The sequence below is a fragment of the Limnohabitans sp. 103DPR2 genome, assembly GCF_001412575.1.
GTDB lineage: Bacteria > Pseudomonadota > Gammaproteobacteria > Burkholderiales > Burkholderiaceae_C > Limnohabitans_A.
In genome coordinates this window covers 534162-549552 of record NZ_CP011834.1, presented here as the reverse complement: position 1 = coordinate 549552, position 15391 = coordinate 534162, and the positions used below count along the sequence as shown (strand labels likewise).

16 protein-coding genes and 1 tRNA gene are annotated in these 15391 nt (G+C 53.0%); 9 read left to right on the top strand and 8 right to left on the bottom strand.

The genetic code is table 11. The features are described from left to right. Window positions 1–6: 6 nt before the first annotated feature. The 5 genes from fliG to L103DPR2_RS02620 are packed head-to-tail and all read left to right on the top strand — an operon-like array spanning window position 7 to window position 4599. Window positions 7–1062, top strand: a complete 1056-nt coding sequence (fliG, locus tag L103DPR2_RS02640) for a flagellar motor switch protein FliG (protein ID WP_055359624.1) — start codon at window positions 7–9, stop codon at window positions 1060–1062. After that, window positions 1055–2107, top strand: a complete 1053-nt coding sequence (locus tag L103DPR2_RS02635; RefSeq protein WP_156339843.1) for a FliH/SctL family protein — start codon at window positions 1055–1057, stop codon at window positions 2105–2107. The genes fliG and L103DPR2_RS02635 overlap by 8 nt, the downstream gene beginning before the upstream one ends. Then, on the top strand, window positions 2091–3428 hold the full coding sequence (locus L103DPR2_RS02630; protein ID WP_055359622.1) for a FliI/YscN family ATPase: 1338 nt from the start codon (window positions 2091–2093) through the stop codon (window positions 3426–3428). The genes L103DPR2_RS02635 and L103DPR2_RS02630 overlap by 17 nt, the downstream gene beginning before the upstream one ends. Continuing rightward, window positions 3425–3883 carry a flagellar export protein FliJ gene (locus L103DPR2_RS02625; RefSeq protein ID WP_055359621.1) on the top strand — a complete coding sequence of 153 codons (459 nt, stop codon included), beginning with the start codon at window positions 3425–3427 and terminating at the stop codon, window positions 3881–3883. Before L103DPR2_RS02630 ends, L103DPR2_RS02625 begins: the two co-directional genes overlap by 4 nt. After that, window positions 3880–4599 (top strand): hypothetical protein, encoded by a 720-nt coding sequence (locus L103DPR2_RS02620; protein ID WP_082466684.1) that lies wholly within the window; start codon window positions 3880–3882, stop codon window positions 4597–4599. Before L103DPR2_RS02625 ends, L103DPR2_RS02620 begins: the two co-directional genes overlap by 4 nt. Before the next feature lie 14 nt (window positions 4600–4613). Here L103DPR2_RS02620 and L103DPR2_RS02615 read toward each other — a convergent pair whose 3' ends face one another. Beyond that, a complete protein-coding gene (locus tag L103DPR2_RS02615; RefSeq protein ID WP_055359620.1) occupies window positions 4614–5069 on the bottom strand; it encodes a surface-adhesin E family protein in 456 nt (151 codons plus the stop codon). A gap of 46 nt (window positions 5070–5115) precedes the next feature. Between L103DPR2_RS02615 and L103DPR2_RS02610 the strand changes: the two genes are divergently transcribed. Together L103DPR2_RS02610 and L103DPR2_RS02605 are read left to right on the top strand one after the other, a co-directional pair. Continuing rightward, on the top strand, window positions 5116–5952 hold the full coding sequence (locus L103DPR2_RS02610; RefSeq protein WP_055359619.1) for a hypothetical protein: 837 nt from the start codon (window positions 5116–5118) through the stop codon (window positions 5950–5952). 64 nt (window positions 5953–6016) lie between these two features. Continuing rightward, window positions 6017–7312, top strand: a complete 1296-nt coding sequence (locus L103DPR2_RS02605) for a carbonic anhydrase (RefSeq protein WP_055359618.1) — start codon at window positions 6017–6019, stop codon at window positions 7310–7312. Window positions 7313–7351: 39 nt separating this feature from the next. On the opposite strand, the gene L103DPR2_RS02600 is transcribed toward L103DPR2_RS02605, so the two are convergent. Next, complete coding sequence (locus L103DPR2_RS02600) at window positions 7352–8581, bottom strand: MFS transporter (RefSeq protein ID WP_055361799.1); 1230 nt, start codon at window positions 8579–8581, stop codon at window positions 7352–7354. A gap of 100 nt (window positions 8582–8681) precedes the next feature. Here L103DPR2_RS02600 and L103DPR2_RS02595 point away from each other — a divergent pair. After that, window positions 8682–8757: transfer RNA gene (locus L103DPR2_RS02595), tRNA-Phe, on the top strand. A gap of 56 nt (window positions 8758–8813) precedes the next feature. On the opposite strand, the gene L103DPR2_RS02590 is transcribed toward L103DPR2_RS02595, so the two are convergent. Together L103DPR2_RS02590 and L103DPR2_RS02585 are read right to left on the bottom strand one after the other, a co-directional pair. Beyond that, complete coding sequence (locus L103DPR2_RS02590; RefSeq protein WP_055359617.1) at window positions 8814–9839, bottom strand: STAS-like domain-containing protein; 1026 nt, start codon at window positions 9837–9839, stop codon at window positions 8814–8816. Between the two features lie 166 nt (window positions 9840–10005). Further along, window positions 10006–10617, bottom strand: coding sequence for a hypothetical protein (locus tag L103DPR2_RS02585; protein ID WP_156339842.1), 612 nt, complete (start codon window positions 10615–10617; stop codon window positions 10006–10008). Window positions 10618–10835: 218 nt separating this feature from the next. Here L103DPR2_RS02585 and L103DPR2_RS02580 point away from each other — a divergent pair, with 218 nt between their 5' ends. Beyond that, the gene (locus L103DPR2_RS02580; RefSeq protein WP_055359615.1) at window positions 10836–11246 is read left to right on the top strand and encodes a YkgJ family cysteine cluster protein; all 411 of its coding nucleotides are present in this window, start codon (window positions 10836–10838) and stop codon (window positions 11244–11246) included. A 3-nt stretch (window positions 11247–11249) separates the two neighbouring features. On the opposite strand, the gene L103DPR2_RS02575 is transcribed toward L103DPR2_RS02580, so the two are convergent. From L103DPR2_RS02575 to L103DPR2_RS02560, 4 genes are all read right to left on the bottom strand, one after another. After that, window positions 11250–12617, bottom strand: a complete 1368-nt coding sequence (locus L103DPR2_RS02575; protein WP_055359614.1) for a hypothetical protein — start codon at window positions 12615–12617, stop codon at window positions 11250–11252. Between the two features lie 132 nt (window positions 12618–12749). Further along, on the bottom strand, window positions 12750–13601 hold the full coding sequence (locus L103DPR2_RS02570) for a LytR/AlgR family response regulator transcription factor (RefSeq protein ID WP_055359613.1): 852 nt from the start codon (window positions 13599–13601) through the stop codon (window positions 12750–12752). A gap of 2 nt (window positions 13602–13603) precedes the next feature. Next, window positions 13604–14581 carry a sensor histidine kinase gene (locus tag L103DPR2_RS02565; RefSeq protein WP_055359612.1) on the bottom strand — a complete coding sequence of 326 codons (978 nt, stop codon included), beginning with the start codon at window positions 14579–14581 and terminating at the stop codon, window positions 13604–13606. 124 nt (window positions 14582–14705) lie between these two features. Then, entirely contained in the window at window positions 14706–15377 is a 672-nt protein-coding gene (locus tag L103DPR2_RS02560) for a response regulator (RefSeq protein ID WP_055359611.1), read from the bottom strand. Window positions 15378–15391 lie beyond the last annotated feature (14 nt).

Below are 15391 nucleotides of genomic sequence, written 5' to 3'. Positions count from 1 at the left end.
ATTACCATGGCAGAAAAAGAAATTCAACTCTCGGCTGCAGAAGCCGAAGCCGCAGAAAAACTGCGCATCGAGATGTCCAACATCAGTGGTGCACAACGCGCTGCCGTCTTGATGTTGTTGCTCGGTGAACAACAAGCCTCCGAAATCATCAAGTTTTTGAATCCAACCGAAGTGCAAGCATTGGGCGGTGCCATGGTGGCCGTGTCCGATGTGTCGCAAGAAGCCGTGAACGAAATCTTGGACGACTTTGTGGCCACCATCAAGAAACAATCGAGCTTGGGCTTGGGCACCACCGACTATGTGGAAAAAGTTTTCAAGCGCGCCTTGGGCGACGACAAAGCCGCATCCGTTTTGGGCCGCATCATGCCGGGCCAAAGCACCAAGGGCTTGGAAATCTTGCAGTGGATGGACGCACGCGCCATTGCCGACATGATCAAAACCGAGCATCCACAAGTGACGGCCATTATCTTGTCCGTGCTAGACCACCAAGTGGCCGCCGATGTCTTGAACTTCTTGCCCGACGAAACCCGCCCTGAAATCATTCAGCGTGTGGCCAGCTTGGAAACCGTTCAGCCTTCTGCCATGCAAGAACTTGAGGCCATCATGAAGCTGCAGTTCTCCAACAACACCAGCTCGAAGTCTTCCAGCTTCGGTGGTATCAAAGCGGCTGCGCAGATCATGAACTCGACGAAGACTGCTTTGGAAGCCTCCATCATGAAGGGTCTGGAGAAGATCGACGCCGACTTGATGATGCGCATTCAAGACAACATGTTCACTTTCGAGAACCTGAGCGCTGTGGACAACAAAGGCATTCAGGTGCTGATGCGTGCGGTGGACAACAACCAGTTGATGATTGCCATGAAAGGCGCCAGCGAGGAAGTCAAAGCACGCTTCTTCGACAACATGTCCGAACGTGCCCGCGGCATGTTCAAAGACGAGATGGATGCCAAAGGCCTCATGCGCTTGTCCGATGTGGAAGAAGCGCAGAAACAAATCATGCGTTCTGCCCGTAAGTTGTCTGACTCTGGTGAGTTGGTCTTAGGCGGAGGCGACTTTGTATAACCCACTTCCACCCGGCAAGTTGGCCAACAGTGGTGCTGCCAGAGGCGCACCACAGTGGCAACCCTTGCAGCCACTCAAACCCATTGAGTTGCAAAACGCTGGCTTTGTGCAAGAGAATTACTTGCGCAAAAAAGCCAACACCTTTGCCTTGTGGACGGTTGAAGAACAACACGCGGCCAACAAACTGGCCGAGGAAGCATTAGCCGAAGAGGCTGGCGTGACTGATGTCACGGCTAAAGCTGACGACAATTCGACAGTGGCACAAGCTGCATCATCTGAAACACCGGCTTTGTCGGGTTTGGATGCAGAAGCCATTGAGAAGATCAAGCATGAAGCCTACGAGCGCGGCTTGGTTGATGGCCAACAAATGCAACGCGAAACAGATCTGGCCAATGCAGAAAAAGAACAAGCCGAAAGCTTGTCGTCATTGGCTGAAAAAGCCAATCAAATCTTGGTCAACATTGAGCAAGGCGTCATCGCTCTGCAAGAAAACCCTGCTGCCTGGAACGAACCGCTCAAGCGCTTGGCTTTGCATTTGGCAGAGCAACTGACCCTGACCGAACTCAGCATTTCTTCAGCCGGCATTCAAAACATGATTGACCGCTGCATTGAAACCCTGGATGTGCAAACTGCCTCCAGCGTGGTGGTTGAGCTGAATCCCAATGACATGGCTTTGCTACAAAACCACAAAGCTGTGCCTGGTGAAAAAATGCCCACATGGCGAATGGTGGCCGACACCCATTTGCTGCCTGGCAGTGTGCGTGTGCGTGCTGACGATGCGGTGGTGAGCGACCTCATTGAACATCGCCTCGAAACATTGGCGCGTGCTTTATTGGAAGACACCAAACCCTGGCAAGCCCAAACTGCTTTCCAGCCTGAACGTTTGTCTGCACGTCGCGGCAAAGCTGAAACAGTTGAAGACGCGCTCCCGCGTGAAGCCAGCCCAGAGCCTTTGAATTTATCGGCTTTGGACTTGCCAGATCTAGAGTTAAGCGACGATCAACCTGCACAAGACGACCCTGCAGAGGATGCCTCTCATGAGTAACTTTGCAGCCGAAGTGGCACGCTCGATGTCTTTAGCGCGCGCCTCTAGCCCTGAGCGCTGCGGCACCTTGGTCCGCTTGGTGGGCCTGCGCATGGAAGCGCGCGGCATCATGGCCCCTGTGGGTTCTAGCTGCGAAGTGATTGGCCAAGACGGCCACAAAATTGAAGCCGAAGTGGTGGGCTTCAACGACAAGACTTTGTACCTGATGCCGCTCACAGAACCTGTGGGCATTGGCCCTGGTGCCTCTGTGCGCATTGCGAACGACTTGGGCACTGCATGCTTGGGTCCTGAACTGCTGGGCCGTGTGATCGATGGTCGCGGTGAACCTTTAGACGGCAAACCCAAGCCTGCTTGCAAAGCACGTTTGAGTTTGCTGGGCTTGCCCATCAACCCGATGGAGCGCGGCCCCATCGACAGCGTACTGGACGTGGGCGTCAAAGCCATCAATGGTTTATTGACCTTGGGCCGCGGACAACGCGTTGGCTTGGTGGCCGGCTCTGGTGTTGGCAAGAGCGTGCTCTTGGGCATGATGACCCGCTTTACCAAAGCCGATGTGGTGGTGATTGGTTTGGTGGGCGAACGTGGCCGCGAGGTGCAAGCCTTCATTCAAGAATCTTTGGGCGAAGAAGGCCTGGCCAAATCGGTGGTCGTTGCGGCCCCTGCCAACGTGTCGCCTGTGCTGCGCTTGAAAGCTGCTCACATGACGCATGTGATTGCCGAATACTTTCGTGACCAAGGCTTGAACGTCTTGATGTTGGTCGACAGCTTAACGCGCGTGGCCCATGCCCAGCGCGAAATTGGCTTGGCCATTGGCGAGCCGCCTACTGCCAAAGGCTACCCTCCTTCTGTATTTGCTTTGTTGCCCAATTTGATTGAGCGTGCCGGCGTAGGCCGTCATGGTCATGGTTCGATTACGGCCATTTACACCGTACTGGCCGAAGGCGATGACGCCAACGACCCCATCGTCGACATTGCCCGCGCCTCTTTGGACGGCCAAGTGATGTTGTCCCGCAAATTGGCCGATGCTGCGCATTACCCCGCCATCGATTTGAACGGCTCTATTTCTCGAGTGATGCAAAGCTTGCTGTCACCCGAGGATTTGAAAATGGCCAACAAGTTCAGACGCCTCTGGTCTTTGTACCAACAAAACATGGATTTGATTCAAGTGGGCGCCTACGAGATGGGCAGCAACCCCACCTTGGACGAAGCCATTCGATTGCGCGAATCGATGGAGCAGTACTTGCGTCAAGACATGCACGAAGGCAAAGACGAAGCCAGCACTCGTGAAGACATTCGCAACATGATGGCGGTACCCGCATGAACGACACCGTGGTTGCCCGCCCCTGCTGGACCGTCTTGACCAAAAAGGCCGAAGACAAAATTGCACTGATTCAAAATGAGTTGGTTCAAGCGCGTTCGCGCTTGGAAAGTTTACGGACCAGTGAGCAACGTGTCCAAAAAATGTACGACGAATACCGTGAAGGTCTTATACGTGGCGATGCCCAAAGTTTGGGAATGCGCGAAACCATGAACCAGCGCCAATTCATGTCGCAATTGCTGACGCTGATGCAACGCATTAAAACCGACATCATGTACACTGAAAACGCCATCATTGGTATCAAGGAGCGCTTGATGCTGGCCGAACGCGAACGCATCAAAATGCAAACCTTGGCCGATCAAAACGCCCAAGCTGTGCAGCGCGAAGAAAACAAAAAAGACCAACGCCGCATGGACGCTTTGGGTGTGATGCAATTTAACCTCAAACCACAAGCATGAACCTCACTGGCGGCTTCACTTGGCATTGGTTGGCGTGGCGCTCGCAAGCGCGCTGGGCCCCCACGTCACACGCCATTGAAAACTGGTTGATGCAGCAAGCCCAAGCTTTCAAACCAGAAGCTGTTGCCGGCCAACCCAGTTTGCTCTTGATTGGCGCCAGCGCCGGCTGGATGATGTCGAGCCGCTGGTTAGGTCAGTTTGCACGCGTTGATACATTTGACATTGACCCCTTTGCGGGCACGCTGTTCAAGTGGCGCCATGGTGCGGCACTGAAAGAACAAGGCACCGAATTGCATTGCCACACCCAAGATGCCATGCAGAATTTGCCCGCCTTGTTGTCAAAGCATCCGAAGGCCTGTGTATTTTTTGACAACGTGCTGGGGCAATTGCGCTTTCAACACCCCGCCAACGATTGGCAAGTGGTTGAGAAAAAACTGCAGCAACTCAAAGTGACTTTGAAAGGTCGTGAGTGGGGCAGCGTGCACGACCGCATGTCGGGTCCTACGCTTGAAACCATCGCCGAGGGTTCAGCGCTGCCTGTACGTCACCCCGATTGGCATGACCAACATTGGCTTACTCAGTTGAACGCGCAAAGCCCTTGGCTGGACCATTTAACGCACAGCGTTTTTCCGACGGGTGTGTCGGTGCAAGATTTTGCGTGGAACTTTTCGCCGCGCTACAGACATTGGCTTCAAGCCGCATGGGTGCGACCATGAAAGCCATGCAGCATTTATTTACCGCAAACGAAGCGGAACAAATTGACCAAGGGTGTGTCGGGTGGAATGGTTTGCCATTCGCGCATCACACCTTGCGAATCGATGATTTCGCCGGTGAGCATAGGACCACTGTGCATAGAGAATTGCAAAATGTGCACCATCTCTTTGCGGCAGTCCATTTCCATGTGCGTGCGCGTAGAAACATAAAAAGCACCGCGCTGCGCTTTTTGGGGACTCCTGTAGTCGAACAAACTCCAGAAGGACCTGATGGGGCCTGTGCGTTTGATGGTGGCATCGTCCACGTAAATGATGCCCGAGTCGGTGGTGGTGACCTTTTGCCATTCGGCATGCGCAGCATGCGGTGCCAACATGACCAGCGCGGTGGCTGCAGTGGCCACGGCTTGTTTCAAAAAGTTCGCAAATCTGCTGTGGCAGGCTTGTGCAGTCGGGGTGATTTGAATGAAAGTCATACGCCCTACTATAAAGTAGTGCTTCGTTCTTGAAAAGAGTATCACCATGTTCCATCGTCTTCTGATCAAGTCCACTGTGTTCATGTCTGCCATCTTGCTGTCTGCATGTGGCGGCGGTGGCAGCACTAATGTGGCCGCGGCAGACCCGCCCGCACCGCCCATCACCACACCTCTCACAGTGCCTGGCGCCTATGTGGCCAGCCTGAATGGCAAAGATTGGGTGGGCATTTTGTTGCGCACCACAGGCGGCTCTGGCGCCGTTACCAATTTTTACAGCCTGCATTACAACGCCACCGATCCAGATCTTTACAGCGGTTCGGGTTTGATTACAGGCACCACCAGTGCCCTGCTCACCCGCGTGTTTTACTACCCCAATATTTCGGGCGCCGTAAGAACCGGTACGGGCACCATCAGCAATTTGGGCAATGGCACCATCCGCGCTGCACTGAGTTTTCCTGCCACGGGCATCGAACAAGGCAAGGATGTGACGGTGGCTGCCAGCCAACCCAGCACTTACCAATACAACTTACCCGCCAACTTGAGCAGCATTCAAGGTGCGTGGCAAGGTCGTTGGTCTTATGGCCTTGGCTTTGTAGACAACTTCAACTTGAACATTTCGGGCCAAGGCGAGGTCACCACCTCGTTGGCATTTCAGCAAGATTGCTTGTTGACTCAAAGTTTATTGACCCCCAACTTTGACGGCACCAACTTGTTCACCTTCACCTTGACCATCCCCAATGCCACGCAATGCTCACTCAAAAGCCAAACCTTGAACGGTGCAGCCTTTGTGACCAACAGCCCTGTGGCTGGCAAAACCCAGCGCCTGTACATCGTAGGCGTGACCACCGACGGCCGAGGCATCAGCTTCAAAGCCGACCGATAAATTCAAGTTTTCAAGCCTAGTGCCGAATCTGCCTAAGCACGGAAATTAAATTCTGGAAAAGACCATGTTCAAAATCATTGCCATCATTTTGCTAGCCATCTCGACTGCGGGTGCGGGCTACTTTGGCTGGACGCAGAAGAAGTCCGTCGCGGCGGTCTCTGCCCAAGTTGAGGAGCTGACCCAAAAAGTGGAAGAGGCCGACAAAAAAGCCGAAGCCTCTGAGGAAGAACTGGCTGCCAGCAAAGAAATGCTGCCGCCTTTGATGACCAAAGCGCAAGAGTTGGAAGCCGTCAAAGCCGCCTTCTCTACAGGCACCGTGCTCAAAGACCTTGAGGCCGCATACGCCAAAGAGAAAAAAGGCTTGTCCCCCGAACGTCAGTTGGGATTGGCCGGTGTGCGTTTGCTCACCAATGGCACCAAAGATCCCGCCACCGTCGAGGCCTTCCAAAAAGCCTTGGAAATGACCGACTGGAAAGCACAGCAAAAAGTGATTTGCGCTGCGCAAAACGCATTGGCAGCTGCTGGCGAAAAAGTCAAAGTGATGTCGGAGTGTGCGCCTGAAGCACCTGCTGGCAAAGCTGATGCACATGGCGCATCTGCCGCCAAAGATGCTCACGCAGCCCCAGCGGCCAAAGACGCGCATGGCAAAGACGATAAAAAAGGCGACAAAAAAGACGCCCACGGCCCAGCTGATACACACGCCGTCCACTGGGATTACGAAGGTGCGATGGGCCCAGAAAACTGGGGCAAAGAATTCCCAACTTGCGGCAAAGGCAAGTCACAAGCTCCTTTGAACATCAAGGGTCCGTTTGAAAAAGTTCGCTTCAGCGTTGCACCTGATTACAAGCAAGGTCAATTGAAGATCGTGAACAACGGCCACACCATTCAAGTGAATGTGCCTGCCGGCTCCAAAATTCGCATCGATGGCAAGCCCTATGACTTGTTGCAGTTCCACTTCCATCGCCCCAGCGAAGAACACATTGATGGCAAACCTTCTGCCATGGTGGTTCACTTTGTGCATAAAAACACAGAAGGCGAATTGGCGGTGCTGGCTGTGATGTTGCGCGAAGGCAATGAAAACCCAGGCATCAAAACTTTGTGGACGCATGCCCCCAAAAAAGAAGGTCCCGAAGTGGTGCCAGATGGCGTGATGTTCAACCCCGCCAATTTGTTGCCCAAAGAAATGGACTTCTTCCACTACGACGGTTCTTTGACAACACCGCCATGTACCGAAAAAGTGAAGTTCTTTATTTTGAAGACGCAAGTCAACATTGCCAAAGAGCAAGTGAGCGACTTCCCCTTCAAGATGAATGCGCGCCCTGTGCAACCCGCCAACGGCCGCCCCATCTACACCAACTGATTTCGTTTGAGAGTGCCATTAAGGCGTAACTCTAAGGAGTTACGCCTTTTTTTTGATCTGCGTTCGCCACAACAAAAACACGGCAATGCTCAAGTTCAAAGCATTCCAAAGTACGCCGTTGATAAATGCCGCGTGATACGAGCCGGTTAAGTCAAACACCTTGCCCGACATCCACCCGCCTAGCGCCATGCCAATCATGGTGGCCATGATGACGGCCCCCACCAACACGCCCACCTTTTGCGCAGGAAAATACTCGCGCACGATGATGGCGTAAGAAGGCACGATGCCGCCTTGAAACAAACCAAACAAGGCAGAAATCACATACAGCGACACCATGCCATCAAATGGCAAGAACATCAGCAGCGCCACGCCTTGCAGCACCGAGCCCAACACCAAAGTGCGCAGCCCGCCAATGCGATCGCAAATGACACCTGAGACCAAGCGGCTCACAATGCCACAGGCCAACATCAGCGACAACATTTCGGAGCCACGCGCCGCACCAAAGCCGAGGTCGGTGCAATACGCCACGATGTGAACCTGCGGCATGGCCATGGCCACACAACAAGCCACACCTGCAACACACAACAAGGCATGCGCTGTGTTGATCGACAAGCCAAACGGTTTTTCTGAAGCCAACTGCTGCACACTGCCAGGTGCGGAGGTGGCCATGAGAGGCGGGCGTTGCCGCATGAAAAAAGACAAGGCCAACATGCCCAAGCCGCACACCACCCCAATCCACACATAGGTTTCGCGCCAGCCCAAAGCTTCCACACCTTGTTGCGCCAAGGCTGGCCAAATGCTCCCGGCTACATAGTTGCCACTGGCACACACCGCCACTGCAATGCCGCGCCGCTTGTCCCACCACATGGAGGTATCGGCCAACAATGGGGCAAAAGTCGACGAGCTGCCGAACACCCCCATCAGCACACCATGCGCTAAAGCAAACAGCCAAATGTTGGGCGACAAACCGGCCAACACAAAACCACTGCCCACCCCCACAGCGCCAATCCAAAGCGCCACATGCACACCCCACTTGTCGGCCAACTTGCCCATGGCCAAACCGCCTGCACCAAAGCCCAACATCATCAAGGTGTAGGGCAAAGACGCATCGGCGCGCGAAATGCCAAACTCTTTTTGGACTTCAGGCAGTACCACCGACACCACGTACATGCTGCTACCCCCCAGGGTCATGAGCAGCAAAGTGATGAAGAGGCGGCGGGCGGCGTAGGACGAATCGATCAGATCCGCATGGGCTGGATGGGTTGAAATGATATTCACCGTCTGACCTTATCACCACCCGCCTGTGGGGGTGCCCCCTAATTTCCCCTAAAAAGCCTCATTTTCTGATGCTATAATCCCGCTTCTGTGAGGCCCGGTAGCTCAGTTGGTAGAGCAGCGGATTGAAAATCCGCGTGTCGATGGTTCGATTCCGTCCCAGGCCACCAATCCAAACCCCAGCAATAGAAATGTTGCTGGGGTTTTCTGTTTTCTGACGGTTTGTTCAAGCGCGTGGTGCAACTGCACGCAGCCACATTTTTTCAACTTGATCACTCATGTTGACTGGCGTCAGTTCTACTTGTGGATGTTCATTTGCGTAGACGCGAAACAATTCATCTGCAAAAGCTTGTCCAATTTCATTCACACTTTTAAAGTCAAGAATAACTTTCTTAAATCGATCAAATCTAGCAATCAATCTTTTTGCTTGTGAACGAGAAATAAGTTGCTCATCTCCTAAACGCGCCAACTTCATGGGGACGATAGTTTTGGAAAAGTCAAAGTCCTCGGGTGCATTCATAAACTGATTAAAGACATCGCTTGTAGTGCGCTTGCTGTCCAAGCCGATACGCATGAACACCACAGTCCCATTTACAAAGGGTCTAAGCTCTTCCATCAGAAAGTCATGTTTTTCATCATGACTAAACTGCAGACCATTTGCCTCAATTTCAAAATTGTCAAACATTCGCGACGTAAAAAAGACGCCCTCGCCGCTGTGCTTACTTGGATCAGTCGTGAACTTTCCTTTTGAAAGTTCGAAAAGTGCTTGTCGCTTATCTGCCAAATTCAATGCAGTTGAAATTTTTTCAAAAATCCCAATGCCATCGTCAGCTACCACCATCGTGATTGATTGTTCTGTTTGAGAAGCTGCAACAAATACCGACGATCCAGAAGAATGGTCGATTGCATTGTTGACCATTTCCGTAAAACCATGTGCAGCGATGTTGGTGACGTTAGCTTTCAGATTGAAGTAGGGTCTGAAATCGCGTGTCCAAATCACATCCTCTTCAAGATCTTTCAGCGCATAAAGTTGTGAAACGCGTCGTTTGTAGCCAGGACTAAAAATAGGTCGCGTAGCGGATCCACTTCTAGCGATCCAACCTTCTCGCTCCAACTGAAGTACGTATCGCGCCGCGGCCGCACGTGTAATGTTCTCGGTTTCTGAGTAAAACTTCGTTAGATCCTTGGGGTGAGCGAGCACATCACGGGTGACATTTTGGGTGAGGTGATTGAATCTCGAGGGCTTTGCCATAGCGTTCACCTGATACTTAAAATAATCTACTGTATATTTAAATTCCTTGGCTGTATACTTAAATCAAATAATGGGCAAGCTCAAATGCCAAACAGATTGTTCCTAGCGCCCACCAAAGGCGTTAGCGCTAGGCATGAGGATCATTCAAATGCTCGACTGATTGAACCTAAACCACAACCAAAACGCGACCCGATATCAAGGTTCCCAATTGCGCGGCTTTGGCCACCACATTTTGGAACGCTGTCGACATGGCATTCTCATCCAACTCTTTGCCGAGCACCTGCAAAGAGTCCATGTAGTAATTGATGGCCAGCCTGTCCATTTCCGGCGCAAAAACAGGAACAACAGCAGTCATACCCGTACCTGCACTGAATGCGGCCTTGGCATCAGGCAGCATGGCAATGGCGGCTTGCAAATTGGCCCGTGAAATTTGATATTGACGTTGAACCAAAACGGGCTGCGCTGTAGGCTCACCAAACACTGTTCTGTAAACATACGGGCCCGATATTGACTGAACATTACCGCCCTCTAATTGCGCGCGCGCAGAATTGACGCCTGCCGAAGCTGCCAAAGTTTGAAAGCCATTAATGCCCTCTTGGAAGTTTTCAAATCGAACAAACATTTCAAGGTTGCCAGCGTCCTCGCCCATGATGACTTTGAACAATCTGGTTTTGGTTCCTGCATGAGTGGCTTGTTCCGCTAGGCTTTTGGCTTGCGCCAAGGCCGCTTCGGCTTTGCCTTGGGCTGGGACGATGATTCTGCGTGAGATGACGGTCATGACAAGTTCCTTTGCTTGGTGAAAATAATCAATGAGCGCAATGTTGAAGACGCGAAACATATTTCTACGCCTTTCTATTTTTGATGGGATTAAGGTTTTTACTTATCTAGCCAGCTTTTAGCAGCCGAATTGAACTAAAGAACTAGGTCATTGAATGACAATGCACATGCTTGCGCCAATGCCGTCATACTCCATCATCAAGACAAACAGTTTTTCAAATGAGATCACCTACAAGCATCGTCGACGTCGACCGTCTCGACAGTTGGACCCGTTACAAACCCGGTATGTGCGACTCGTGCGCCGCCAACTGTTGCACCATGCCCGTTGAAGTCAAAATGGCCGACCTCATTCGTTTGGAATTGGTGGACCCGTTTGAAGCCGAGCACGAAGAGCCCAAGCAAATTGCCAAGCGCCTCATGAAGGCAGGCTTCATTGATCACTTCAATTTCAAGAACAGCATCTTCACCTTGGCGCGTCGCAGCAGTGGCGATTGCCAGTTTTTAGATGCCAAAGAGCGGCATTGCACCGTCTACGCCAAGCGACCCACCACGTGCCGTACGCACCCACAGGTGGGCCCTAAACCGGGCTTTTGTCCTTATGGCGCTTTGGCGCAAAGCCGCGCCAAATGAGCATCAAGGTTTAGATTTATTCGGCACTGCTTGTGCCAATGCAGAAGGCACCGCCTTGATGCTCACATCGCTCGACAAGCCCAGACGTGTGATGGTGTTTTTGGCGCGGTCTTTGGATTTAAAAGGTCCCGTTACAACTGCAAAGCGCGCTTCGTCCTTGCCATCGGCAAACAGGGGCACGATGCGCGCATTGGCCAACCACTCTTTGCCCTTGATGGCCGCTTGTGCTTCTCTGAGGCTGGCAAAGCTTTGATGCTCTAAAACAAAACCGTCTTCAGGCAGACCTTTTAGCCACGCGCGACCCTGAACTGCGGCCTCGGGTAATTCTGTGATCACCTTGTCAGCCAAAGTTTCTTTGACTGGTGACGCAGGCACGGGTTCGGCAGCTGCAGCTGCCTTGGCGACTTCAGGCGCACCTGTAGCACTCGGCGCACCCGGCACTGGCATGGGGTTGTTGGCCTCATCCTTGGCAATCACTTGCTCGACTTTTTCAGGCGAGCCGGGTGGAAGTTCAGCAGGCTTGGGCGCTTCGGCCTGCATGCCCATCAACTGCTGGCCCTGCTCCCATACTTTGGTGGCCACTTCGGGGTTCAACCACGCGGCCACACCCACAGACAAGACCAGCATGGCCATCACAATCAGGGTCCACAAAAGCGCATGACCAGATTTTTTCTTTGGAGGCTTGGAAGCATTGGCCGGTTTTTGCATCTTGGCCGCCTGTGCAGCAGCAGCCGATTCTGTGGCGCGCACCGAAGGCACATCGGTTTTGACGGCACGTTTGGCCAAACGATTGAAGAACTGGACAGCCGCTTCTTCATTGCCTTGTTTGCGCGCCTGCTGAATGGTGGCCAACTTTTGCTCAGCCGTTGGCATTTCCAAGGCCCAAGATACAAACTGTTTGTTTTGGCGTATCAAAGATTCGCTGGGCGCAGTTTCTGAAGCAAACATCAAAACAGCACTCACGCCCGAACCCGGAAACTGCTGAATCAAACGACCTAGCAATTCAACTTCATGAACGCTCAATGCGCTGGCATCGTGAACCACCCAGACTTTGTCGGGCACCATGCCGCTACGCGCTTTGGTGGCCACAGTAAGGGACATGTCGCTTAGCAGTTGGTTAAAGCGCTGCAGCATGGCCTCGGTATCGGCCGGCATGAACACTTCAATTTGACTGGTGGTTAGCTCATTTTTAAGGCGCCGTAAAAACGATGCGCCGTAGTAGTCCAACAGCTCGTTGGACTGGCTGTGAATGACAACACTTTTACCCTCTTTGGACAGGGCTGTGAGGCAGCTGTCCATTTGCAATCGGTCTGCTGTCCTGAAGAAAAATTCAGGATTTGAAACATTGCTTTGCTCACCCATATCAGTCATTTCACAGAGGCATCCGTTGTTGTCATGTCGATCAAGGCCCAATGATAAGCACTTCGCCAAGCCATGGCTGAATTTTCTGGCCCTGCGCCCCGCATTCGCTGGCCAAAATGGCCTTCCTGCAACAAAACCAGCCTACATTCCACGGAACAACTGCGACGCGCTTCGGCTGACGGCCAGTCTGTCGGCGCGCCCTTTGATCAGCACCTCTTGGCGACCACGCTCATCTCGCTGAACGCCTGAAATGGCATTCACATTGACCAAGGTACTGCGGTGAATTTGCCAAAAAACCTTGGGGTCGAGTTCGTCCACCAGCTCTTTGATGGGCTTGCGAATCAAAAATTCTTGTTTCAAGGTTTGCACGCGCGTGTACTTGTCGTCGCTGACACAGAACAGCACATCCGCCACGGCCACCATTTGAATGCTTTGCCCAACCGAGGCCTGTAACCAAGACAAGTACTGCGCAGGTTGACCTTTGAGTTGCGCCGACAACACATGCAGCAATTGCTGTACAGAGGCGCCGCCACCAGAATTCGCAACGCTAGAAGCTGTGGCCACGCTGTCGGAGCCTTCACCGGCCCTTTGCATCAAGCGCTTTTGCAAACGTTCAGCAGTGACGCGCAAGCGCTCAGGTTCGGCGGGTTTGAGCACATAGTCCACCGCGCCTTGCTCAAACGCATCCAAGGCGTACTGATCGTAGGCGGTGATAAAGACCATCTCGGGCAACAAGGCATCGTCACCCAAATCGAGTTGTGCAATTTCTTTGGCGGCTTCCACACCCGTCAAGCCAGGCATGCGAATGTCTAAAAAAATCACATCGGGCTGGTGTACGCGTACCGCCTCGATGGCCTCTAAGCCATTCTTTGCCTCGGCAACGATCTCCAAGCTGGGCCAAACCTGCGCCAGCCGCGTACGCAGTTGGTCACGCATCAAGCGTTCATCGTCGGCGATGACTGCGCGGGCTAGGGTGTGGCCTTGTGAATTCATGATCAGGCAGTGACAGTTTGCGCGTCAAGGGGAACCACGCGATAAGGCACTGTTAATTTGGCCAAGGTACCGGAACCCTCGTAGGGTTCCATGGCGCGAATGCTGAAACTGGCTTGATCACCGAAGAGCAAGGCCAAGCGATCGCGAATGTTTTTCAAACCAAAGCCATGGCCCGTTTGCGAGGACAAACCAGCCGACTCCGCAGGGTAATAACCCACACCTGTATCGCGCACTGTCACCTCCAATTGGCCATGGTTCACTTCTGCGCGCAAGGTCAATTGACCACCTTCGGCTTTGGGCTCTAGGCCATGCTTGAACGCATTCTCAACCAAACTGAGCACCATCATGTGCGGCAACTCGGCAGAATGAAGTCCTTCTGGAATGTCCCACTCAATTTGCAAGCGGTCTTCCATGCGCATTTTTTGAATGTCCAGGTAAGGCCGGATGACGGCCAACTCTTGACCCATGTTGCGCAGCTTGGCTGTGCTGGTTTCTCGCATAGAGGGCAAGGTGGCACGCAGCAAAGCGATCAAGCTCTTTTGCATCAAGCTGGCGCGCGGCGGATCGGTTTCAATCAAATGGTCAATAGACGCCAAGGTGTTGAACAAAAAGTGCGGCTCCACTTGGGCTTGCATAGCGGCCAAGCGCGCTTCAATCAGTTGGCGTTTGAGTTGCTCAGCCTCGGCCAAGTATGTGGCAGCACTGGCCTTTTCTTCCGCCTGAATTTGCTGCTTGTAACTGGCTTTGATGACGATGGAAGACAGGATCACCAAAATGGCCGTTTGAGGCAAGAAGTCTTCCTTTTGTGCGGGCAGCCAAGATTGGATCATTCCTGCGGCCATGATGAGCACAAACGCCATAGCAAAAAAGAGCTTCCAGCTGATGCTGACAAGCCATCTCGCATAGGCATGGAATGCGTCCAAGGCTGGCTGCCACTTGGAAGTGAAGGAAGGGTCTGTCGTTGAGTTTGAAGAAGTCATAAGGCCTCGCTGTTTGGAATGGGCCTAATGTAGAAACATCAAAGTTTCAGTGCACGCGGTTTGCGACCAAACGTCAAAACCGGGTGATGAACTGCACAAATTCAGAGTCGAACTGACGCCAGCTTCAATTGCCAGCGCGCTTGCTCTTGGTCAGGTCAACACCCAACTGCTTGAGTTTGCGGTACAGGTGGGTGCGCTCCAGGCCCGTTTTATCGGCCACGCGGGTCATGGAGCCACCCTCGTTGGCCAAGTGAAACTCGAAGTAGGCTTTTTCAAATGCATCGCGTGCATCACGCAATGGCAGATCGAGCTCAAAGGTTTGCGACACTTGCAAAGCATTGTCTTGCGGTGCGGCAAGATGACCTGCCGTGCTTGCGGCCGAACCCTGTGGGGCTTGCGAAGCTTGGTATGCCGCTGCGGCTTGGCGCACTTGCTCGCGTGCCAAACCTTGCTCGACGGTTTTCAACAGCTTTTGCAGTGTGATGGGTTTTTCTAAGAAGGCTTGCGCGCCAATGCGAATGGCATCCACGGCGGTGTCGATGGTGGCATGCCCACTCATCATGATGACCGGCATGTTCAAGAGACCATTGGTGGACCACTCTTTGAGCAAGGTGACGCCGTCGGTGTCGGGCATCCAAATGTCGAGCAAGACCAAATCGGGGCGCATGCGATTGCGCACGTCGCGGGCTTGCGCGGCGTTCTCGGCCAGCTCGACGTTGTGTCCTTCGTCGTTCAGAATTTCCGAGAGCAAATCGCGAATGCCAAGCTCGTCATCCACCACCAAAATGTTTGCCATGTTGCTTTTCGTTG